General features: G+C 72.1%; 19 protein-coding genes. 11 read left to right on the top strand and 8 right to left on the bottom strand.

Annotated elements, in window-relative coordinates; translation table 11 throughout:
- Positions 1–39 precede the first annotated feature (39 nt).
- Positions 40–1,356 carry an ABC transporter substrate-binding protein gene (locus tag AC27LF_RS10790; protein ID WP_479662765.1) on the bottom strand — a complete coding sequence of 439 codons (1,317 nt, stop codon included), beginning with the start codon at positions 1,354–1,356 and terminating at the stop codon, positions 40–42.
- 129 nt (positions 1,357–1,485) lie between these two features.
- Positions 1,486–2,556: a LacI family DNA-binding transcriptional regulator gene (locus AC27LF_RS10795; RefSeq protein ID WP_479662766.1), complete on the bottom strand. Its 1,071-nt coding sequence runs from the start codon at positions 2,554–2,556 to the stop codon at positions 1,486–1,488.
- A 481-nt stretch (positions 2,557–3,037) separates the two neighbouring features.
- On the opposite strand from AC27LF_RS10795, the gene AC27LF_RS10800 reads away from it, so the two are divergent.
- Positions 3,038–3,796 carry an SOS response-associated peptidase gene (locus AC27LF_RS10800; RefSeq protein WP_479662767.1) on the top strand — a complete coding sequence of 253 codons (759 nt, stop codon included), beginning with the start codon at positions 3,038–3,040 and terminating at the stop codon, positions 3,794–3,796.
- A 1-nt stretch (position 3,797) separates the two neighbouring features.
- On the opposite strand, the gene AC27LF_RS10805 is transcribed toward AC27LF_RS10800, so the two are convergent.
- Complete coding sequence (locus tag AC27LF_RS10805) at positions 3,798–4,184, bottom strand: DUF2267 domain-containing protein (RefSeq protein ID WP_479662768.1); 387 nt, start codon at positions 4,182–4,184, stop codon at positions 3,798–3,800.
- 425 nt (positions 4,185–4,609) lie between these two features.
- Between AC27LF_RS10805 and AC27LF_RS10810 the strand changes: the two genes are divergently transcribed.
- Together AC27LF_RS10810 and AC27LF_RS10815 are read left to right on the top strand one after the other, a co-directional pair.
- Positions 4,610–5,632 carry a sigma-70 family RNA polymerase sigma factor gene (locus tag AC27LF_RS10810; protein ID WP_479662769.1) on the top strand — a complete coding sequence of 341 codons (1,023 nt, stop codon included), beginning with the start codon at positions 4,610–4,612 and terminating at the stop codon, positions 5,630–5,632.
- Between the two features lie 91 nt (positions 5,633–5,723).
- Complete coding sequence (locus AC27LF_RS10815; protein WP_479662770.1) at positions 5,724–6,176, top strand: YbhB/YbcL family Raf kinase inhibitor-like protein; 453 nt, start codon at positions 5,724–5,726, stop codon at positions 6,174–6,176.
- A gap of 141 nt (positions 6,177–6,317) precedes the next feature.
- Here AC27LF_RS10815 and AC27LF_RS10820 read toward each other — a convergent pair whose 3' ends face one another.
- Positions 6,318–7,325 carry a DNA polymerase Y family protein gene (locus AC27LF_RS10820; protein WP_479662771.1) on the bottom strand — a complete coding sequence of 336 codons (1,008 nt, stop codon included), beginning with the start codon at positions 7,323–7,325 and terminating at the stop codon, positions 6,318–6,320.
- 537 nt (positions 7,326–7,862) lie between these two features.
- Here AC27LF_RS10820 and AC27LF_RS10825 point away from each other — a divergent pair.
- Positions 7,863–10,415, top strand: a complete 2,553-nt coding sequence (locus tag AC27LF_RS10825) for an MGH1-like glycoside hydrolase domain-containing protein (RefSeq protein ID WP_479662772.1) — start codon at positions 7,863–7,865, stop codon at positions 10,413–10,415.
- Positions 10,416–10,444: 29 nt separating this feature from the next.
- Entirely contained in the window at positions 10,445–12,562 is a 2,118-nt protein-coding gene (locus AC27LF_RS10830) for a glycoside hydrolase family 30 protein (protein ID WP_479662773.1), read from the top strand.
- A 108-nt stretch (positions 12,563–12,670) separates the two neighbouring features.
- Here the strand turns inward: AC27LF_RS10830 and AC27LF_RS10835 are convergent, their stop codons facing one another.
- Together AC27LF_RS10835 and AC27LF_RS10840 are read right to left on the bottom strand one after the other, a co-directional pair.
- Positions 12,671–12,982: a type II toxin-antitoxin system PemK/MazF family toxin gene (locus AC27LF_RS10835; RefSeq protein ID WP_479662774.1), complete on the bottom strand. Its 312-nt coding sequence runs from the start codon at positions 12,980–12,982 to the stop codon at positions 12,671–12,673.
- Entirely contained in the window at positions 12,979–13,164 is a 186-nt protein-coding gene (locus AC27LF_RS10840) for a hypothetical protein (protein ID WP_479662775.1), read from the bottom strand. The genes AC27LF_RS10835 and AC27LF_RS10840 overlap by 4 nt, the downstream gene beginning before the upstream one ends.
- Before the next feature lie 174 nt (positions 13,165–13,338).
- Here AC27LF_RS10840 and AC27LF_RS10845 point away from each other — a divergent pair, with 174 nt between their 5' ends.
- Positions 13,339–14,085 (top strand): PP2C family protein-serine/threonine phosphatase, encoded by a 747-nt coding sequence (locus AC27LF_RS10845; protein WP_479662776.1) that lies wholly within the window; start codon positions 13,339–13,341, stop codon positions 14,083–14,085.
- Between the two features lie 116 nt (positions 14,086–14,201).
- The gene (locus AC27LF_RS10850) at positions 14,202–14,537 is read left to right on the top strand and encodes a hypothetical protein (protein WP_479662777.1); all 336 of its coding nucleotides are present in this window, start codon (positions 14,202–14,204) and stop codon (positions 14,535–14,537) included.
- 47 nt (positions 14,538–14,584) lie between these two features.
- On the opposite strand, the gene AC27LF_RS10855 is transcribed toward AC27LF_RS10850, so the two are convergent.
- Positions 14,585–14,722: a hypothetical protein gene (locus AC27LF_RS10855; RefSeq protein WP_479662778.1), complete on the bottom strand. Its 138-nt coding sequence runs from the start codon at positions 14,720–14,722 to the stop codon at positions 14,585–14,587.
- A gap of 190 nt (positions 14,723–14,912) precedes the next feature.
- On the opposite strand from AC27LF_RS10855, the gene ftsH reads away from it, so the two are divergent.
- Both ftsH and AC27LF_RS10865 read left to right on the top strand, forming a co-directional pair.
- Positions 14,913–16,901, top strand: a complete 1,989-nt coding sequence (gene ftsH, locus AC27LF_RS10860) for an ATP-dependent zinc metalloprotease FtsH (protein WP_479662802.1) — start codon at positions 14,913–14,915, stop codon at positions 16,899–16,901.
- Between the two features lie 125 nt (positions 16,902–17,026).
- Positions 17,027–17,260: a hypothetical protein gene (locus tag AC27LF_RS10865; RefSeq protein ID WP_487227792.1), complete on the top strand. Its 234-nt coding sequence runs from the start codon at positions 17,027–17,029 to the stop codon at positions 17,258–17,260.
- Between the two features lie 33 nt (positions 17,261–17,293).
- Here the strand turns inward: AC27LF_RS10865 and AC27LF_RS10870 are convergent, their stop codons facing one another.
- On the bottom strand, positions 17,294–17,980 hold the full coding sequence (locus AC27LF_RS10870) for a hypothetical protein (protein WP_479662780.1): 687 nt from the start codon (positions 17,978–17,980) through the stop codon (positions 17,294–17,296).
- Between the two features lie 358 nt (positions 17,981–18,338).
- Here AC27LF_RS10870 and AC27LF_RS10875 point away from each other — a divergent pair, with 358 nt between their 5' ends.
- The gene (locus AC27LF_RS10875; RefSeq protein WP_479662781.1) at positions 18,339–19,400 is read left to right on the top strand and encodes a PucR family transcriptional regulator; all 1,062 of its coding nucleotides are present in this window, start codon (positions 18,339–18,341) and stop codon (positions 19,398–19,400) included.
- A 196-nt stretch (positions 19,401–19,596) separates the two neighbouring features.
- Complete coding sequence (gene qcrB / locus AC27LF_RS10880) at positions 19,597–21,231, top strand: cytochrome bc1 complex cytochrome b subunit (RefSeq protein WP_479662782.1); 1,635 nt, start codon at positions 19,597–19,599, stop codon at positions 21,229–21,231.
- Positions 21,232–21,253 lie beyond the last annotated feature (22 nt).

The following is a 21,253-nucleotide window of genomic DNA, read 5'->3' on the forward strand; positions in this document are numbered from 1 at the left end:
GTGCCGAGGTCACGCTGCCGGTCCCGGCACGCCCGGCGTCTACTGCTCGGTGGCGGTCTTCTTGCCGTCGTCGTAGAACTTTTGCAGCGCCGTCAGGTAGGCGTCCGCGGTCTCGCTCTTGTTGGACATGGCCTGCATGTGGTTCTGCATGAAGTCGAGGAAGCCGGGCACCGGGTAGTCGGGGTAGAAGGACATGGCGTTCCGCTTGACCAGGTCGTCGAACTGCTCCGTGTACCGGCGGGTCACCGGGTCCTTGATGGCCTGGGCGTCACCCGCCAGCGGCAGACCGCCCTGGTTGCCGATGTCGTTCTGGACCTGCGCGCTCAGCGTGATGTCGATCCAGTCGTAGGCGAGGTCCTTGTCGTTGGATTTCGCCGGCACCCCCCACAGATGTCCCGAGGAGCCCATGACCTGCTCGGCGCCCGGCAGCGTGAAGTACCCCCACGAGAAGTCCGCGTCCTTGCGGATACGGGAGAACTGGCTCTGGTTCCACAGGAGCATCGCGGCGTCGCCGCGCAGGAAGTTGACGATGGCCTGCTCGTAGGAGAGGCCGCCGAGTTTGTCGCCGACGTATCCCTTGTCGATCCAGTCCTGGAACGTCCGTGTCCCCTCCTTCCAGGGGCCCGAGCGGAAGTTCACGTCGCCCTTGAGGAACATGAAGTCGTCGATCTGCTGCCGGGACGCCGAGGCGGACACCAGCGAGTACCACAGCCACATCTGGTTGAAGCCCTGGCTGGTGTTGGCGGAACTGGAGATCGGCAGGTGACCCGCGGCCTTCAGCTTGTCCATGTCGGCCTCAAGCTCGGCCAGGGTCGTCGGCGGCTTGCTGATGCCGGCGTCCGCGAACATCTTCTTGTTGTAGTAGAAGGTCACGTATTCGCCGACGTTCGGGACGCCGTACCAGTCGCCGGACCCGGCGAGCCCGTTCTGGTCGTACTGGGCGAACGCGGCCATCGCGCCCGTCACCTTCTTGTCCCAGCCCCGTGCCTTCGCCTCGTCCGTCAACGGCTGCAGCAGGCCCTGGCCGGCGAGCTGACCGCCGTCCGCGTTGCCCTTGTTGAACTCGACCACGTCGGGGACGTTGTTTCCGGACAGCGTGATCTTCGCGTTCTGGCGCATCGCGTCGAAACTCGTCGTCTGGAACTTCACCGTCACGCCGGGGTGCCGCTTCTTGAAGATCGCCACCGCCTTCTGCCAGCCCTGGGCCTGCGCCGAGGTCTGGTCCTCGTACTGCAGGATCGTGAACGTCCCGTCGGACTTCTCGCTGGTGCCGCCCGAGCAGGCGGCGACGGCCAGGGCGATCGTGGTGGACAGACAGACGCTGAGGCAGCGCCGCGGAGTGGGTCGAGCTCTCATGTCGAAGCTCCCTCTCGACTCGTCATTGAACGGGGGTGCTGATGTGGGGCTGCCGTCGTCCGGGCAGGCTCGGCCCGCCGGAGCACCCGGTGGGATGGTGGTGTGGGCGCCGTCGGGGGCCGGGCGGGGTCAGACCGCGCGGGCTGCCCGGCGTGCCGTTAACTTCTTGGGCGGCCGGGCGCAGGGGGCCGCGACCGAGTCCCGGACGACCAAGGGGCAGGGGACGAGGTGGCCGGTCCGGCCCGCTTCCTCTTCTCCCCGCAGCCGGGCGATCGCCGTCTCCGCCGCGCGGACACCCATCTCGTAGTGCGGGAGTTGCACGGTCGTCAGCCCCGGGAACAGGTTCTCGGCGAAGTTCTGCTGGTTGTCGAAGCCGACGACGGACAGGTCCCCCGGGATGTGGAGCCCGAGTTCGGCCGCCGCCTGGTAGAAGCCGAGCGCGAGCCGGTCGGAGAAACAGAACACCGCCGTGGGCCGGTCACTGCGGGCGAGGAGCCGGCGAGCGGGTTCCCGCGCGGCGGACGCGTTGGGTTCGGGTGCCTCCACGACAAGCGACTCGTCGAGGCCGAGACCGGCCTCCGCCAGTGCCTTCTCATAGCCCTCGCGGCGCAGCGACTCGGCGATGGCGAAAGCCGGTGCGATGAGGTTGCAGAAGGCGATCCGCCGGTGCCCCGCCTCGATGAGATGCAGGGTCGCCGCCCGCGCGCCGGCCCGCTCGTCGGGCACGACCCAGTCGGCGTGTCCGCCGCGCGGCCGGCCGCCCAGGATCACCTGGGGCACGGGCCGGGGAAGCGACGGCAGATCGACCTCACGGTGGTAGTCGACGGCCACGATCAGCCCCTCGACGCTGCGTTGCAGCAGGGACCGCACCGCCGGACCTTCCATGTCCGGATTGCCGGCCATGTCGACGAGGAGGAGGACGTATCCCTCCTGCCACGCCTTGGACTGCGCGCCGGCCAGCATCTGCCCCGAGAAGGGAACGCTCGCGACACCGTCGGACAGCAGGCCAAGGGTGTGGGTCTGCCGCGTCCGCAGTCCCCTCGCGGCCAGGTTGGGCAGATACCCGAGTTCTTCGGTCGCCCGCCGGATGCGTTCGGCTGTTCTGACGCTCACGCGTCCTTCGTGCTGGTCGTTGAGCACGAGGGAGACGGCCGAGATGGAGACACCACAGCGCGTGGCGATGTCCCGCATCGTCACCATGTGCCATCCACCTCCCGCCGGTCGGCCAGTCGAGCGACCCCGACAGTAAGAACGTCAAACGTTTGACGCAAGGGTGGCGTCCATGGAGTTCTCGCGGTGGGTTCCCCGGGTCTGCCGGGACGATGGTGTACCGGGGGGCATCGGAGGCGCGGGTGGGCTTCCCGGGCGCCGCCGGGACGCGGGCGATGCCGGCAGCGGTGGCCTCGCCGCGGCCGGCGGCCCACCAGGGTGGCGGACCGTGCGGGGGAATGAGTGTGCCCCTCACCAGGCGCTGCGATCTGCGAGGGGCACACTCGGCATGGAGTGCCGGTCCAGGTCCGGGGAGATGCGGTGGGACCGACGCCTGGAAACGGCACCCAAGCCCAGGCTGATGTCAGCTCGCCGGGCCGTCGAATCGGGCGGGCCGGCCGGGTGACCGCCGTGCGACGGGTACGGGCATGATCCCCGCCGCGGCCCGCGGTCGCCGTGGCACAGTGGCGGTATGTGCGGCCGCTATGTCTCCACCCGCAGTCCGCAGGACCTGGTCCGCCTCTTCGGCGTCACCGACTGGCGCCCCGACGAGACACTGGCACCGAGCTGGAACATCGCCCCCACCGACGACGTCTACGCCGTCCTGGAACGCGCCCCTCGCCAGGGCGCCCCTCGCCAGGGCGGTGCCGGCCCGGTGCCGCGCAGGCAACTGCGGCCGCTGCGCTGGGGTCTGGTGCCGTCGTGGGCCGAGGACCCGAAGATCGGCTCCCGGATGATCAACGCGCGGGTCGAGACGGTGCACGCCAGGCCCGCCTACCGCCGTGCCTTCTTCCGGCACCGGTGCCTGCTCCCGGCGGACGGCTTCTACGAGTGGACCACGACCACGGACGCCGGCACCGGCCGGACCCGCAAGCAGCCGTACTTCATCCACCCCGCCGACGGCCAGGTGATGGCGCTGGCCGGCCTGTACGCGTACTGGCGCGATCCGCGGATCGAGAACGCCGACGACCCGGGCGCCTGGCTGATGACCTGCACCATCATCACCACCGAGGCCACCGACGCGGCCGGGCGGGTCCACCCGCGCATGCCGCTCGCCCTCGCCCCGGACCACTACGCCGCCTGGCTCGATCCCCGCCACGACGACCCGGCGGAGCTGCGAGCCCTGCTCACCCGGCCCGCGGACGGCGACCTCGACGCACGCCCCGTCTCCCCGGCCGTGAACAACACCCGCAACAACGACGCGCATCTCCTGGACGAGACCCCCGTCTAGGTCAGCTCAGTCCCGGCCTGCCGAACAGTTCCGCGTAGCTGGTCGGCAGCTGCGACAGCAGATGGTTGACCTGCCCGCCGGAGACCGCGTCGGCGACGGTGGACAGCACGGCGCTGGCGTCCCACTCCGCGGTCCGTGGCCGGGCGCCCGTGTGCTGGGCCACGCGCCGCAAGAACTCCTCAAGGCCGAGAGACGCGGGCGCCCGCCGTTCCCGGTGCAGCACGTCGTCCAGGGGAGCGGGAAGCTGAGCCGCCAGGTCGTCGGCCTCCTCGGGGGTGATCCGGGTCGCGAGCACATGCAGCACCGCGGTGCTGACCTGCTCCGCCTCCTTCCGGCTGCCGTACTCTCCGCGATCACGGACCTGAGCCAGAAATTCCTCCAGCTTCACGGTGCCCTCCTGCTGCTGGTCCGGCCGGGCTTGTGTCCCCCGCGCGCCCGCCGCCGCTCCGCGACGTCACCAGGAAGGCGCCGGCGCGCGGTTTCGCTCCGGGTGCCCGCCCGGCGGAACGGGAAACGGCCCTCGCGCACGGCATCAGCGGATCCCGCGCATACGGCTCGAAGCAGCGGAACGTCTCCAGGGCGTGCCCGACCCGGTCGGGATCGTGCTCGCGCAGATGGGCCGGCACGGCGTGCGGCGACTCCCTGCGTGGCCGTGCCCCGCGGCGGCCCTCCGCGCGCGCAGCGTGCGCGTGTGCTGACGCTCCGGCCGGGTACCCGCCCTGTCCGGGACGCTCCTTCGGGAGCGGCATCCCCTGGAAGCGGTGCCCCGCTGGGGGCACGGAGTCGAAGCGACAGGAGTCGGAGGCCGGAACGATGCCTGCCCCGGCACGATCCACCGCGGCGGACCCCCGGGAGCGCCGTCGCGCCGCAGCCTGGTCCGCACGCCCGCGCGGCCGGGCCCCGGAGAGCGGCGACGAGCCCGATCTGCTCGGCCAGTACCTGGCCCAGATCGCCGCCACCCCGCTGCTCGACGCGGCGGACGAGGTGCGGCTGGCCCAGCGCATCGACGCCGGTGTGCGGGCCGCCGAAGAACTGGCGCGCACCGAGAGCGGCGAGCACGGCGCCCTGGCGCCGCACCGGCGCCGCCAGATGGAGGCCGCCGTACGGGAGGGGCAGCACGCCAAGGACCACATGATCCGGGCCAACCTGCGGCTCGTGGTGTCGATCGCCAAACGGCACGCCCACCGGGGTGTGCCCCTGCTCGACGTGATCCAGGAGGGCAACCTCGGGCTGATACGGGCCGTGGAGAAGTTCGACCACACCAAGGGCTTCAAGTTCTCCACGTACGCCACCTGGTGGATCCGGCAGGCGATCGAACGGGGCGTGGCCCAGCACGCCCGTACGGTACGGCTGCCGATGCATGTCGTGGAGGAGTTGCACAAGCTCGCCAAGGTCGAACGGCAGCTCCAGTTGCGCCTGGATCACCAGCCGACGGTCGACGAGGTCGCCCGGGAGAGCGGGTTCAAGGAGGAGCGGGTCGCCTGGCTGCGGCGGGTCGGGCGGCAGACGCTCAGCCTGGACACACCCGTGGACGACACCGGGGAGACCGTGGTCGGCGACCTCATCCCCGCCACCGACGTGCTCCAGGCTCCCCAGGTCGCCGAGTACCGGGCGCTCGCCGAGGACCTCAGGGACGCCCTGGGCGCGCTGGCACCCCGCGAAGCCATGATCCTCAGCCTGCGGTACGGGCTGCACGACGGGCATCCGCGGACCCTGCAACAGGTGGCCGACCGGGTGGGACTGACCCGGGAACGCGTGCGCCAGCTGGAGAAGCAGTCACTGACCCGGCTGCGCGAGCCCGAGGCGGGCGAGCGTCTGCTGGACTGGGCCGGCTGACACCTGTGCCGGCCGGACGCCCCGGAGTTCCGTGGTCGTGCCGGTACGGTCCGGCCGTATGACCCCGCCCGTGCGGGGTACTCCGTGTCGTATGGCCGGTATCGAACTTCGCAGCGCAGCCTTCAGCGACCACACCATGATCCCGCGCCGTCACGCCCACGACGCGGACCATGTCTCACCGCCCCTGACCTGGTCCGGAGTACCGGAGGACACGGCGGAGCTGGCCCTGTTGTGCGAGGACCCGGACGCACCGTCCGGGACCTTCGTGCACTGGCTCGTCACCGGCATCGACCCGCGCGTCGGGGGCCTGGACGCCGGCGAGACGCCCCAGGGCGGTCAGCCGCACCGCAACGGCTTCGGGGAGCGCGGCTGGGGCGGCCCGCAGCCCCCGGTCGGCGACGACGCCCACCGGTACTTCTTCCGGCTCTACGCCCTCCCCGCACCGGTCTCGCTCCCCGACCGCGCCACCGCCGAGGAAGCCCACACCGCACTCGACGCGCAACAACTGGCCAGCGGCACCATCGTGGCGCTCTACCAGCGCTGACACGCCGTGACGCACCCGGGCGTGCCCAGCTCACCGGTCAGGCCGGGGTTGTGGGGTGTGCAGCGTCGAGGGTGACGGAGCGGTACGGCACCGGCCCGGCCGCTGCCTCGGGTGGGCGACGCGACCGGGCAGCGCGGCACGTCAGGATACGTGTCGGAAGACGGTGGCCGGCCCGACGGCGGCCGGGCCGAACTTCGCGCGGATGCGGTCCATGGCGGCCTCGGCGGCCAGACGTGCCTCCCTGGCGTCGTCCAGGCTGATCTGCTCGGCGACCTGATCGGCGTCGATGAGGTCCCCCGCTGTGAGGCCGAGCCCGGTCAGCCGTCCGCGTTGCAGACCGGCGGCGTCCATCAGCTGGTAGGCGGTCCCCCGCAGGTCCTCTTCGTGCGCCGAGGGCTCGGGCAGGCGACGGGTCTTGCGCCAACGGGTGTCGTCGGCGAAGCGCAGGGTGAGGGTCAGGGCGCGCGCGGCCTGGCCACGGCCGCGCAGCAACAGCCCGAGCTGGACGACCAGTTCGAGCAGGGCCGCGCGGACGACGGCGCCGTCGAGAGTGTGCCGGTCGAAGGTGTGCCGGGCGCTCGCGCTGGTGGGCAGGGCGCGCGGGACGACGGGGCGGGGGTCGATGCCGCGGGCCCGGTCCACGGCGAGCCGTCCGGCACGGCCGCCGAGCAGGCGCTGCACGGTGGCGGGCGGGAGCGCGGCCAGCGAACCGACGCTGTGGATGCCGTAGTCGCGGAGCGCGGACGCCTCGCGCCCGCCGATGCCGTACAGGGCCTCCACCGGCAGCGGGGCCAGCCAGGTGGTGGCCTCGTCGGGAGGAACGGCGAGCACGCCGCCGGGTCCGGTGATCTGTCCGGACGCGGTGGCGGCGACCGTGATGGACGGGCCGATGCCGACGCGGACGTCGAGGCCCAGACGAGCGATGGCGCGCACGCGCAGCATCTCCCCGAGCCGCCGTGCTTCGGCTTCGTGGTGGCGCAGCGCCCCCTTGAGTTCCACGAGGGCCGCGGCCGGGGGCAGCGCCTGCACCACGGGCGAGAGGTCCGCGAGCAGCTCCAGGACCCGCCGGTACGTCTCCTGCGGCAGCCGGTCCGGGCAGCGCACATGCATCACCGTCGGCTCGTGGCACGCAGGCGCCTCATCTGCCATCGCGTCCACCTCCCACACCCCATGATATCGAACGCAAATTCGATCACCGTGGACCCGCGACCGCCACGCCGCGCCTCCCGGCAGCACGCCCAAAGCTGTACGGATCCACAACCCCGCGCGCCGTCAAGGGCCGGCCCGGCGAGCATCGGCTCCGGGCTCGTGGTCACCCGGCTGCCGACCGTCCTCGCGCCGGCCGCCGTGCCGGCGACCGCGTACGCCGCGACCGCCGCGCTCCGCGTGAGCCTCCAGGTCTGGCTCATGATTGCCCAACGCCCGCGTGCCGGGGGCGCGTTCGGCTGTGCCGGTCAGCAGCGGGCAGCCGCGCTCGTGCGGCGATCATTTCTGTGCCGACGGCCTTGACAGCCGAGCCTCGTCCTCCATACTCCTGCGTGGATCTATGGCCGATATACCGATTGACGTTCGCTATATCGAACTAAGGGAGTGATGCACACCGCCCGCGGCGCCGCCGAGGAACCGCCCTCCCGCCGCCGCCCGGAGTACGCCCCGCACCCGCTCCGTACCGAAAGGTCAGGCCACATGACGCAACCTCAGCTGCCCAGACGCCACTTCCTGCGCACGGTCGGCGCCGCCGGGATCGCCGGTTCGGCCTTCGCCCTCACGGCGAACCCGGGCGCGGCACAGGCCGCCCCGCCCGCCCCCGAACCCGCACCGGGAACCACCGCAGGACCCGGGACCGAGGGCGCCCTCGTCCATCCCACGCTCAAGCGGCCGTTCGCCATGCCGGGCATCAAGGACCAGGAGTGGACCGGCGCATTGTTCGTCGGGGAGGGCGAGAGCCGGTTCGCGCTGCGCGTCGCGCTGCTCACCGCGCAGGGCGCACTGATCCGGGAGAAGATGACCAACTACCTGTGGCGCATAGGCCCCATGACGCCCGACGGCGCCTACAAGGAGGTCACGGTCAGCTCCGACGACCGCACGGTCATGCCGGCCCACCTGGAGGCGCTGCGCGAGGTCATCGCGCACCCGGACGAGTGGTCTGCGAGCGAGGTGGCCGACGCCACGGCGAAACGTGCGCGACTGGAGCAGAAGTACGCGCAGACACAGAGCGAGAAACGCACCCTGCGCGTCCGGTACGCGCGCACCGACGACGGCAGCGGCCTGGTCGGAGCCGTCACCGCGCTCGACGACGACACCACCGTCGTCCTCGAACTCGGCACGCCCTGGGGCGAGAAGGCCGCCTTCGCGCTGGACGGCCGAAGCGTGACGGGCAGCGGACCTGGACTGCTGGACGAGCAGCGCACCGGTCACATCCGGCTCGTGCCCGCACAACCCGCCGACAACGCCGGCTGTTACGCCTCGGTCGCCGACATGACGGCGGCCATGACCGGCGGCAGCGGCGCTGCGGGCACCGCGGTCGCCGCGCTCAAGTACCGGCTCGGCAAGGGCCGAACGCTCACGTTCGCCGCCCGCGTCGGTGACCGGCCGCAGGCGGCGGACGCGCCGAAGGCGCACGAGGTGGAGCGGCTGCTCGCCGCCCGCGAGGCGCGGGTCGGCGCCGGCCACCTCACCGGTTCGGGGCCGGTGGGGCGGTCCGCGGACGCGGTGCGTGACGCGCTGTCCCTCAACACGAACTACGACAAGGAGCACGGGCGCACCTTCGTCCTGTGGGGCTGGGGCGGCGGAGGCGGCCTGTTCACCGGCTGGGACTCGGCCTTCGACGCCGTGAACGCGGCCCTCGTCAGCCGCCCCCTCGCCGTCCAGCACGAGACCGGCGTCTTCGAGGCACCGGCGCCGCCCCACCAGGTTCCGCTGCGCGGCCCGCGCTACGACCAGCAGAACTCCGGGCCGATGCACGCGTACGCCGTGTGGCGGCTGTACACCAAGCTGGGCGAACGCTCGCTGCTTGAGCAGGCGTACCCCACCCTGGTCACCTTCCACGACCTGCTGCCGGAGTGGGACACCGACGGCGACGGGCTGCTGGAGAGCCCCTACTTCGGAGACCGCGTCGGCGGCCGGGGCAACCACCTCGGGCTCGACGACAGCCCCGTGTACGCCGCCTACCACCGGGTCCCCAAGCGAGGCGGCAGCGGTGACACCCGGGACAACACCGACCTCACCGACGTGGCGCTGAACTCCTACTACGCGCTGCTCGCCGAGACCCTGGCGAAGATGGCCCGGGTGCTCGGCAGACCGCGGGACGCCGCCCGGTTCGCGGCACGGCACGCGAGCATCCGGCACCTGCTCAACGACCGGCTGTGGCACCCCCAAAAGGGCCTGTATCTGAGCCGCTACCTCGACGGCACCTGGAACGAGGTGGTCACACCGACCGTCTTCTACCCGTTGTTCGCGGGCCTCGCCACGCCGGAACGCGCACGCGTCCTGGTCGAGGAACACCTGCTCGACCCACACGAGTTCTGGGGCGAGTACGTCGTCCCGAGCGTCGCGCGCAACGACCCCGCCTACTGCTCGGGCGGCCCGGTCCACCCCGGCTCGGAACACTTCCGCTTCTTCTCCCGCTACGGCGACGGCTCCGCCCCCGAGCAGTGGAAGGGTGCCGTGTGGCCGCCCATGAACGCGACCGTGTACGACGGCGTCAAGCGGTACGGCTTCGACGACGCCGCGGGCCGGTTCGCCGCCCGGAGCACCGCGATGTATCTGGAAGCCTGGGACAAGGAGGGCTGGTTCCCGGAGTCCTTCGATCCCGAACCCGGCCAGTCGGTCATGGGTTCCGCCGTCGACACCGCCTGGCGCACCTACTCCTGGTCCAACGCGATGGCGGTGCAGGGCCTGCACGAGCTGATCTCGGACAACCCCTGGGACGGCGACCCCGCGGCCCTCATGTTCGGCACGCTCTCCCTGCCGGGCACCAACACCGTCGCCAACGTGCGGCTGCGCGGCCACACCTACGCCGTCTCCGCGGGACCGGACCGGACCACGCTGGTCCGGGACGGCCGGACGCTGTTCCGGGCGACCGGCGCCCGCGTGGCCGTCCGCGACTTCGTGCTCCGCGGCTCACGGGCCTCCTTCGACGTGAACGCCGACGGGCCGGCGCGCGTCGAGGTGTGTGTGCCGGGCGGCCGTCCCCGGGTGCGGAAGGTGCCCGCCGGCCGCAGCCATGTCGACCTGTGAACGACCGTCCGCGACATGAGGGGAATCCCATGCCCACAACCGGAAGGCGGCCGGTCGGCCGACGACTGCTCCCCGGACGCGCAGGCCGGGCCGTGTGCGCCCTGCTGGTGTGCTGCCTGGCCCTCGTCGCCCCGTCCTCGGCACACGCCGACGCCGACGTGCCGGCCGTCCAGCACATCACCGTGGACGGCGCCGGCACCGGCCGTACGTTCGACGGGGTCGGCGCCATCAGCGGTGGCGGCGGCACCTCACGGCTGCTCGTCGACTACCCCGAGCCGCAGCGCGGCCAGATCCTCGACTACCTCTTCACACCCGGCTACGGCGCCTCGCTGCAGATCCTGAAGGTGGAGATCGGCTCGGACACCAACTCAAGCAACGGCGCCGAACCGAGCCACATGCGCACCCCGACCCGGGTCGACTGCGACCGGGGCTACGAGTGGTGGCTGATGGAGCAGGCCAGGAAACGCAATCCGCAGATCAGGTTCTACGGCCTTCAATGGGGCGCGCCGGGCTGGTTCGACGGCGGCTTCTGGTCCACGGACAACATCGACTACCTGATGCGGTGGCTCGGCTGCGCCCGGCAGCACCGCCTGCACATCGACTACCTCGGCGGCTGGAACGAGAAGGGCTGGGACGCCGCCTGGTACGGAAAGCTGAAGGACGCCCTCGTCCGCGGCGGTCACGGCGACGTCAAGGTGGTGGCCGCCGACAACGCCGGCTGGCAGGTCGCCACCGACATGAAGAACGACCCCGCCTTCGACGCGGCGACCGACGTCGTCGGCATCCACTACCCGTGCTCCGTCCTCCACTGCTCCAGTTCCAAGGACGCCCTCGCCCTGGACAAGCCGCTGTTCGCCAGCGAATCGGGATGGAACAACTACCTCACCGGCGCCACCCGGCTCGCCGCCGAGATGAACCACGAGTACGTCGACTCCCGTATCACGGCCTTCATCAACTGGCCCGCCGCGTACGCCTGGTACCCGACCGTGCAGATGCAGGGCAGCGGTCTGCTGCGCGCCGACGAGCCGTGGAGCGGCCACTACGAACTGGGCCCCACGCTCTGGACCATCGCCCAGACCGCGCAGTTCACCCGGCCCGGCTGGCGCTATGTCGATGCGGCCAGCGGGTATCTCGACGGGGGCGGCACCTATGTGACGCTGCGCTCCCCGGGACCGCGACCGGCCTACACGACGGTGTTCGAGACCACCGGCGCGACGGCCCCGCAGACCGTCGGCGTCACGCCCACCGGAGGTCTGCCGCGCGGCGTACTGCACCGCTGGTCGACCACCCTGGAGTCCACCGACCCCGCCGACTGGTTCGTGCGCGGCGCCGAGGTGGCTGCGGACAGGGCCGGCGGTCACCGCGTCACCTTGGAGCCGGGCACCGTCACCACGCTGACCACGCTGCCCGGCGGCAAGGGCAGGGCCGTCGAGCGGGCACCCGCCCCAGGGACGCAGGCATTGCCCTACCGCGACGGCTTCGACACCTACCGGACCGGCGCCACACCCCGCTATCTCTCCGACATGGAAGGCGCCTTCCAGGTCGCGCCCTGTTCCGCCGCGCCCGGGGCCGCCGCCGGCAGCCGCGGCGCCGGCGGGTGCCTGCGGCAGGCCGTCACGACGCGGCCGATCCACTGGGCGAGGGTGCCGAGCCCGCTCACCCTGGCCGGGGACAGCCGGTGGACCGACTACACCGTCTCGGCGAAGGCGCTGATCCGGCACACCGGCACGGCGTCGCTGCTCGGCCGGGTGGTGAACCAGCTCAACTCGTCCGGACCTGACCGTGTCAGCGTGTGGGAGGGCTACTACGTGAAGCTGTCGGACTCCGGCGCATGGTCACTCGAAGTCATCGCACCCGACAAGACCACCCGTGTGCTGGCCGACGGCACCCTGCCCTCCCCCGGTGCGGACACCTGGCACCGGCTGTCGCTCGGCTTCTCGGGAGAGACGGTCACGGCGGGCATCGACGGCGTCACGGTCGCCCGGGTCACCGACGGCACCTACGACCACGGCCAGGTCGGTCTCGCGCTCGACTCGTACACGACCTCCGAGTTCGACGCCCTGACCATCGCGCCGAACGGCCGCGTCCCCGCCCCGTCGCGTCCTGGGCAGGCTCCGCCCGCAGCCGGCAGCCCGCACCGGCCGTGACACCCCCGCGCCCCTGACCGTGTGAGCGCCCCCGGGGCCCGGGCGGTGCGGTCCGCCGGCCGGCTCGACGGCCACCCACCGGCACCCGACCGCACCGCCCGGCAGGGGTCACAGGTCCAGCACGGCGCGCAGGGCGTTGTCGACCTGCTCCTGCTGCTCCGGGCCGATGGTGCCGTGATACGTGCCCGTCTCGAAGCGGGAGACGGACAGCTGGAGGAGGTTCACGGCGACGGCGGAGGCGTCGACCGGGGTGCTCAGGTGCACGCTCATCGCCGTGTCGGGGTGCTGCGCGGGCGCGTGCAGCACCAGCACGACGGCAGCGCCGTATGCCTCGGCCAGTCCGTCGAGGCTGACGACGAGGACGGTGCGGTCCCCCTTGCCGGTGTCGACGTCCCAGACGTCGCCCTTGCGGATGGTCACAGGGCGTCGCCCTCGCCCGCCAGGTCCAGGGGCTCGACGGTGGCCAGCTTGCGTGCGGCGTCGAGCGTCATCTGCCGGCGCACGGCTCGCAGGATGTAGTCGTTGAGCGACGGGGCTCCGGCCGCGGCGTCGCGCAGCGGCTTGTCCATCGCGTCGGGAATCCGCAGGGTGATGGCAGTCATGACACCAAATTTAGCGTCACCCATGACGGCGCGGCAATCCAGGGTTCCGGTCGCGGGCGAGAACACCCGTCGCGGCCGAGATGCACCGCCGCGCGGGCCACTTGACAATGGTCTCGACCAGGCGGTCACGAGTCGCACACCCATCGGTCCGGTACGGGAAGGCGGTGGCGTCCGATGACGTACGTCGCTGTGAGTGCGCTGAGCCATCCGGGTCTGGTCCGCGACCGGAACGAGGACAGTCTGGCCGTCGGGCCGTGGACCCTGTGCGCCGGTGTCACCGAGACCCCGCAGACCCTGGTCTTCCCGCTCGGTACGCCGCTCGTCGTCGCCGTCGCGGACGGGCTCGGCGGCCAGCCCGGCGGCGAGGTGGCCAGCGGCCTGGTCGTCCGCCACCTCGCGTCGACCGGGCCCGCCCTGGACGACGAGGACCGGGTCCGCGAGGTGCTGCACACCTGTAACCGCGAGGTGTACGGGTCCGCGGGCGGCGACGGCGGCGGACCGGCCACGATGGGCACGACCGTGGCCGGCGCCGTGCTGCTGCCCCACTCGCTCCTGGCCTTCAACGTGGGTGACAGCCGGGTGTACGCCGCGCCCCAGGACGGACTGCTCCAGGTCAGCGTGGACGACAACCCGCCCCTCGCGCCGGGGCAGCGCACGACCCCCGTCGTGACCCAGGCCCTCGGCGGCGCCCCGACGTACCAGAGCATCACCCCGCATGTGACGACCGTCCCGCTGGCCCCCGGCGACCGATATCTGATCTGCACCGACGGCCTGACCGACGCCGTGCCGAACGACGTCCTCGACGATCTGCTGGGGGAGTACGACGACGGCCGGGCCGCCTTCGAACTGTGGAAGGCGGCCATCGCCGCCGGCGGCCCCGACAACATCACGCTCGCCCTGGCCCGCGTCGCGGAGCGCTGACCTCCCCGCGCTGTGCGTCCCGCGGCCCACGCACACCCGGCCAGAGCTGTCGACATGGCGCAAACGCGCCACAATGGAGGTGCGAAACCGTACTCGGATCCATCGAGGAGGTGGCTATGCCAGCCACCACAAGGAAGACGACGGCGACCCGCGCCCGTCCGAGCGCCGAGCCGACGGCACAGCAGACCACCGCCACGGACGGGAAACTGCACATGCACCGTCTGGATGTGCACGCGCCGGTCCGCATCCCCTACCTCACACCGGGGGATGTGGTGGCCAACACACAGGCCATGACCTCAAAGGTGCCGACCAGGGATCTCGTCTTCTACGGCGGCCTGGGCGCGCTCGCGGTGGCGGGCGCCCTCGAATGGCCCGTGGCCCTGGCCATCGGAGGCGCCACCGCAGTCCTGCGCGGCAGGAGAAGGGGTGAGGCCACGGAGCGTCAAGGCTAGTCGGACAACGACAAGCGTCGGCGCCTCAAGGGTCCGGCGCCGACGCGTCACGCCGCCTGGGGCACGACCGCCGTGCCGCGCGAGCGCGTGTATGTCGCCCAGAGGTCCAGTGCCAGGCGCACGACGATCGCCTCGACAACGGCCATGACGGCCTTGCCGAGCACACTCATGAGGAAACCGTTCATCGGTGTTGCTCTCCTGTTGGTGGGGGTGTGCGTCGAGTCTGTCCGTGCCCGTGCGACACGTACAGATCCTGGATGAGGCATTTCACCAACGGAAAGATGAACGTCCGGCAACGCCGCCCGCCGGGCACGGCCGGGACGTCGAGGAACAGGTCAGTGGCAACCAGAGAGCGTGGGTTCGGTGATCACACGAGTGCGGTTCCCCCACCGGCACCTGACGCCGCCCGCCAGGCCAGGTCCGCCGCATGAACCGCCCAAACCTCCGTCGCGGCAACCGCGACCGGCCGGCGGACGGTGGATCCTCTGGTGGGTCCTGATGACGCTGGCCCTCGTCCTGCTGCTCTCCCACGCCCGGTCCGGGCCGCACACGACGGCACTGTCCTACAGCGACTTCGTCGGCAAGGTCGGCGCCAGCCAGGTGCAGATGGTCGACGTGAACGACAAGGGCGCCGTCACCGGCACACTGAAGGACGGCACGAAGTTCACCACCCAGATCCCCACCGCGCTGGGCACCGGATCCCAGCTCCAGCAGCAGCTGACGTCCCATCACGTCAAGATCACCGCAAGCCAGAGCCGGGGCGGCGGCTCGTCGTGGTGGTCCGTGCTCTTCTCGTTCCTGCCGTTCGTGCTGCTGATCGGCTTCTTCGTGTGGATGGGGCGGCGGGCCGCGGGGTCGGTGACCGGGGGACTCAGCGCCATCGGACGCTCACGCGCGAAGATCATCGAGGCGGAACGGCCCACCACCGGTTTCGGCGACATCGCCGGGTACGACGGGGTCAAGCAGGAGATCAGCGAGATCGTCGACTTCCTGCGCAACCCCACCCGCTACAGTGCCGCGGGCGCGAAGGGACCCCGTGGCGTGATCATGGTGGGGCCGCCCGGTACCGGTAAGACGCTCTTCGCGCGGGCGGTCGCCGGCGAGGCGAACGTGCCGTTCCTGTCGGTGACCGGCTCCGCGTTCGTGGAGATGTTCGTCGGGGTCGGTGCCTCCCGGGTGCGTGACCTGTTCGGCGACGCCCGCAAACGTGCCCCGTCGATCATCTTCATCGACGAGATCGACGCGCTCGGATCGCGACGCGCCGACGGGGCGAGGATGGGCGGCAACGACGAGCGCGAGCAGACCCTCAACCAGTTGCTGTCCGAGATGGACGGCTTCGACGAGGCCAGCGGCATCGTGGTCCTCGCGGCCACCAACCGGCCCGACGCCCTCGACCCGGCCCTGCTGCGCCCCGGGCGCTTCGACCGGCAGGTCACCGTGCCGCTGCCCAACCAGTCGGAGCGGGCCGCGATCCTGGCCGTGCACGCCCGTGGCAAGACCCTGGCTCCGGACGTCGACCTGGACGCCGTCGCGCGCGCCACGCCCGGTTTCTCCGGCGCTGACCTCGCCAACCTGGTCAACGAGGGCGCCATCAACGCCGTACGGGACAATCGCACCCGGGTCGAGCCGCACGACCTGGACGCCGCCCGGGACCGTGTGCTGCTGGGGCGCCGGGAGTCCTCCAACGCCCTGCTGCCCGAGGAGCGCCGCTCGGTGGCCGTCCACGAGTCGGGCCATGCCCTGGTCGCGGCCCTGTGCGAACACGCCGACCCGGTGGCCAAGGTCACCATCCTGCCGGCGGGTGTCACCCTCGGTGTCACCGAGCAACTACCGGAAGCCGAGCGCCACTTGTACAGCGAGGGCTATCTGACCGACCTGCTCGCGGTGCGTCTGGGCGGGCGCGCGGCCGAACTCGTGGCCTTCGGCGAGGGGTCGACGGGAGCCGCCAACGACCTGGCCGGGGCCACCCAGATCGCCACCCGCATGGTGCGCGAGTTCGGCCTCTCCCCCGAACTCGGCCCGATCGGCTACGCCTCCTCCCGTCAGCGCTATCTCGGTGACACCACCGACGAGCCGGGCCGGCCGCCGTACTCGGAGCAGACCCAGCGCGTCGTCGACGAGGAGGTCGCCCGCCTCCTGCGCCAGGCCGAACAGCGCGCGATCACACTGCTGCGCGGCCACCGGCCCGCCCTTGACCGTCTGGCCGAACAGTTGGTCACGCACGAGACCGTGGACGGCTCCGTGGTCCTCGACGTCCTGCGCAGGGAACGCAGCCAGGCGGACGGAAGCGGAGACGCCCGCGCCGTCGACTCCCCCTCGCCCCCCGGGCGTCCCGACCCAGGGGTTCACACCCCGCCCCGGTGATCCCCGGCGATCGACGGCGTACGGAAGCGGTCGCCGCGCTCGCGGTGGGCATGAAGCCGGCGACCGGTGCCGGGGCAGAGGCGTGGCGGGGGTGTTGTGGGCGGCCTATGGCGTGGGGCGCGGCCATGGGCATCCAGGAGTCCACCCTGCGGGCGACGGTGGCGGACCTGGTCCCCTCCGGCCGGCGCGCGACCGCCTACGGCGTCTTCGCCGGTGTCGTCGGCGCCGCGAGCCTCGCGGGCGGCGCGCTGACCGGCGGCCTGTACGGCTACTCGATCCCTGTGCTGATCACCGCCGTCGTCGTCATTCAGGTCCTCGCCCTGGCCCTGCCTGCGGCCACCGCGGCGCACCGCACCTGAGCCGTGCCCGGTGGCACGACGGCGCCCGGGCCCTCACCGCCTCGGGTCGCCCCGCTGCCCGGCCGGCGAAGGCCGCGAGACCGCCTCGGCGGGGCCGGAGAGCCGGTAGGAGCGGACGACGGCGAGCAGGCTCACGGCCACGAGCGCCGCGCTCCACGGGGCCAGGTCGCGCAGCGGGTCCGGCGTGCCGCCCATCGCCCGCACGGCGCGCGGTGGCACCCGCCCCTTCGGGTCGTAGACGACGGACAGGGTGTCTCCGGGCCTGGTCGTCCGCCCGCAGCCGGGCCAGACGCGGACCGTGAACGGTACGCCGCGGGTGTCCGCCACCGTGCACAGGTAGCGGCGGTGCTCGCCGGCCGCCCGGCCGTCCTCGACCGAGGTCACCACCGCGGTCTGCACCCGCCCCCGCTTCGCGAGCACCACCTGCGCGGCGGCCTGCGGAGCCTGGAGGGCGAGGCATACGCCGAGCACCGCCGCGATACCGACGAGGGCCCGGCCGGCTCCCATGACGACCAGGTAGAGGACGAGGGCCGCGGCGCACACCAGGCCCGCCTCGCCGGCCGCGAGCGGGGGGCTGCCCGTCCAGGCGCCGCACAGCGTGGTGCCGACGATGGCCACGGCGCCCAGGACTCCGACGAGCAGCCCCTCCCCCACCAGCCACCGGGGCGGCAGCCCGACGAACTCGGCGGGTCCCCATACGGCGGTGCGCAGATGCACCATGACGTGGGGCTGGATGGCGGAAGGCCGATGCCTTCGGCGCACAGCTGTCACTCCTCCGCGTTCTCCCGGTCCGTCAGCGACCGCCCATGCTGCCACCGCGGCGGGACGGCCGCCGCGCCCGGGACCGGACACCTTCGCGTGCCGGGCGTTGCCGGAACCCGGCAACGGCCTTTCAGGGCCCGCCACTTCCCTCGCCTTGGGCAAAAATCTTCGAGGTGGGAGAGGAGACCGGGACGCGGTGCCACCACCCGGTGGCGGGACCGCGTTGCCGATACCCGGCAGCGTTGAATACCCTCCCCTGGGCCTGACGCCGTCAAGAACGCGTCAACAGGGTGGCGGACACAGCGGGAGGACGAGGGTGGCGCAGTCGGAGGCGGCCGCATACCTGCGCGGGTACGCCCGCATACTGGCCGACGTCTCCGCGACCGGACGCAGGCTCACCCGCGCGGAACTGGACGAGCGGCGCGCTCTCGGCGAGCAGGCCGCCGACGCCGGTCACAGCCTGCGGACCCTGGTGCGTGCGCACCTGGCGGCCACCCGGACCTGCTGGCCCGAGACCGCCGCGGCGGCCGGGGCCGGCCGGGTGCTGGCCGCGGTGGAACAGGCCGTGGACGCCTTCGCCGAGGGATACGAGCGGGCGCAGCGCATGGCCGTCCGTCAGGAGGAGGCGGCACGCCGGGAGTTCATCGACGACCTGCTGTACGGGCGCAGCGACCTGGGACGGCTCGCCGAACGGGCCGAACGCTTCGGTCTGCTCCTGTCCCGCGCGCACGCGGTCGCGGTGGCCGAAGGGCCCCATGCCTACGACGACACCGCCCCCGTCACCCGACGGATCGAGGCCGCCCTGATCGCCCGGTTCGGCGACCGGCGCATCCTGCTCGCCACGAAGAACGGGCAGTTGATCTGCATCGCGCCCGGTGACCAGGACGACGTTCTCGCCTACTTCGCCCGACAGGCCCACGCGGCGACGGACGGCAGCCGGGTGGCCATCGGGCGTGCGCAGCCCGGCGCGGGCGGTGTGGTGCACTCCTACGACGAGGCGCTGAACACCCTTGATCTCGCCCGGCGGCTGGGGCTTCAAGAGCCGGTGGTGCGGGCGGCCGATCTGCTGGTGTACCCGGTCCTCACCCGTGACCGGCAGGCGATGGCCGACCTGGTGCTCAGTGCGCTGGGGCCGCTGCGGAGCGCCCGTGGCGGTGCCGAGCCGCTGCTGCTGACGCTGGAGGCGTACTTCGATTCGGGGTGCACCGCGGCCGAGGCGGCGCGGCGGCTGTCGCTGAGCGTCCGTGCCGTCACCTACCGGCTGGACCGCATCCACCAGTTGACGGGAAGCGACCCGGCCGACCCGATGCACCGGTACACGCTGCAGACCGCCGTCATCGGCGCAAGGCTCCTGGGCTGGCCCAGCCGGGAGCTGTGAGCCCCGCCCCGCGGCCTCACGGGCGGCCCGCCAGGGCGTCCCGTGCCCGGTGCACGACGGCCGCGCGATGCGCTTGGCGCCGGTGAGACGTCCCCCCAACGCGGTCCCTGGCGTGCACGGTCCGGGCCGCGCTGCGAGGCTCTTGATCGAGCACGAAAGGCAGGACCCACCGCGGCGGCGGAAAGGCGGGAACGGCGTGTCGGACTTCTACGAACGCGTCTGGTCGCCGCCGTCCCGCGGCGAACGCCTGGCCGCCGCGCTGGACAAGCGGCTGCCGCTCAGCACGGCGGGACGGCGGTTCCTGCGCAAGGCGTTTCCGGATCACTGGTCGTTCCTGCTGGGCGAGATCGCGCTGTACAGCCTGCTCGTCCTGGTGCTCACCGGCGTGTTCCTGAGCTTCTTCTTCCACCCTGGCATGGCGGAGCAGACCTACACCGGTTCCTACGCGCCGTTGCACGGGGTGCGCACGTCCCAGGCGTACGCGTCGGTGCTGCACATCAGCTTCGACATCCGCGGCGGCCTGCTGCTGCGGCAGATCCACCACTGGGCGGCGCTGGTCTTCGTCGCGGCGATCGGGGTCCACCTGCTGCGGATCTTCTTCACGGGCGCGTTCCGGCGGCCGAGGGAGGGCAACTGGACCATCGGTGTGACGCTGTTCGGGCTGGCCCTGCTGGAGGGGTTCTGCGGCTACTCGCTCCCCGACGACCTGCTGTCCGGCACCGGTTTGCGCACGGCCCAGGGCATCATGCTGTCGATCCCGGTGGTCGGCACGTATCTGCAGTTCTTCGTCTTCGGCGGTCAGTTCCCCGGCCACGAGATCATCCCGCGCATGTATGTGTTCCACATCCTGCTGCTGCCCGGTCTGCTGCTCGCCCTGGTGGGCGTCCACCTGGGCTTCGTCGTCTACCACAAGCACACCCAGTGGGCGAAGCCCGGCCACAGCAACCACAACGTGGTCGGCAAGCCCCTGGTCCCCCAGTACACGGCGAAGTCGATCGGCCTGTTCTTCGTCCTGACGGGCGTGCTGGCCCTGATGAGTGCGCTGATGCAGATCAACCCGGTGTGGTCGTTCGGCCCCTACCGCGTCGACCACGTCTCCCTGGACGCGCAGCCGGACTGGTACGTGGGCTTTCTGGAGGGCGCGCTGCGGCTGATGCCGGCCGCGGAGAGGGACATCGCCGGTCACACCTTCGTGTGGGACGTGTTCCTGCCCGGCGTGGTCCTGCCCACGGCCCTGTTCGTCGTTCTGTACGCCTACCCCTTCTTCGAACGGTGGATCACGGGGCCCGCCCCGGAGCAGCACCTGTGCGACCGGCCGCGCGACCAGCCCACGCGCACCGCCTTGGGCGTCGCGGCGCTGTCCGGCTACGCCGTGCTGCTCATGGCGGGCGGCCAGGACGTCCTGTCGTACGTGTTCCACGTGCCGTTCGAGTTGCTGACCTATGGCCTGCGCACGCTGCTGTTCCTGCTGCCGTTCGCGGCCTACCACCTCACCAAGCGGGCCTGTCTCGGACTGCAGGCGGCCGACCGGCGGCGGCTGCTGGACGGCCGGGTGGCGCCCGAGGTGCGGCGCACCCCCGGCGGCTACGAGGCGGCGCGCGGCCCGCTGTCCCAGCAGGACGCGTACCGCATCCTCGTGCGGGACGAGCCGCGGCCCCGCGCGCACGGGACGGAGGTGTGGCGGTGGTTCCGCAGGCACCGCATCCGCAATGCGCTCAGCCGGTGGTTCTTCGGCAGGCGGGTGGTGCTGCCGGCCACCGAGGTCCAGCGGCGGCGCGTCGAGGTGGCCCGCGCCGCACCGGGCGAGGCCGAAGACGGCGGCGGGGACTGACGAGGTCCCGCCGTCCCACGGG

This window comes from Streptomyces diversicolor, from assembly GCF_057537855.1.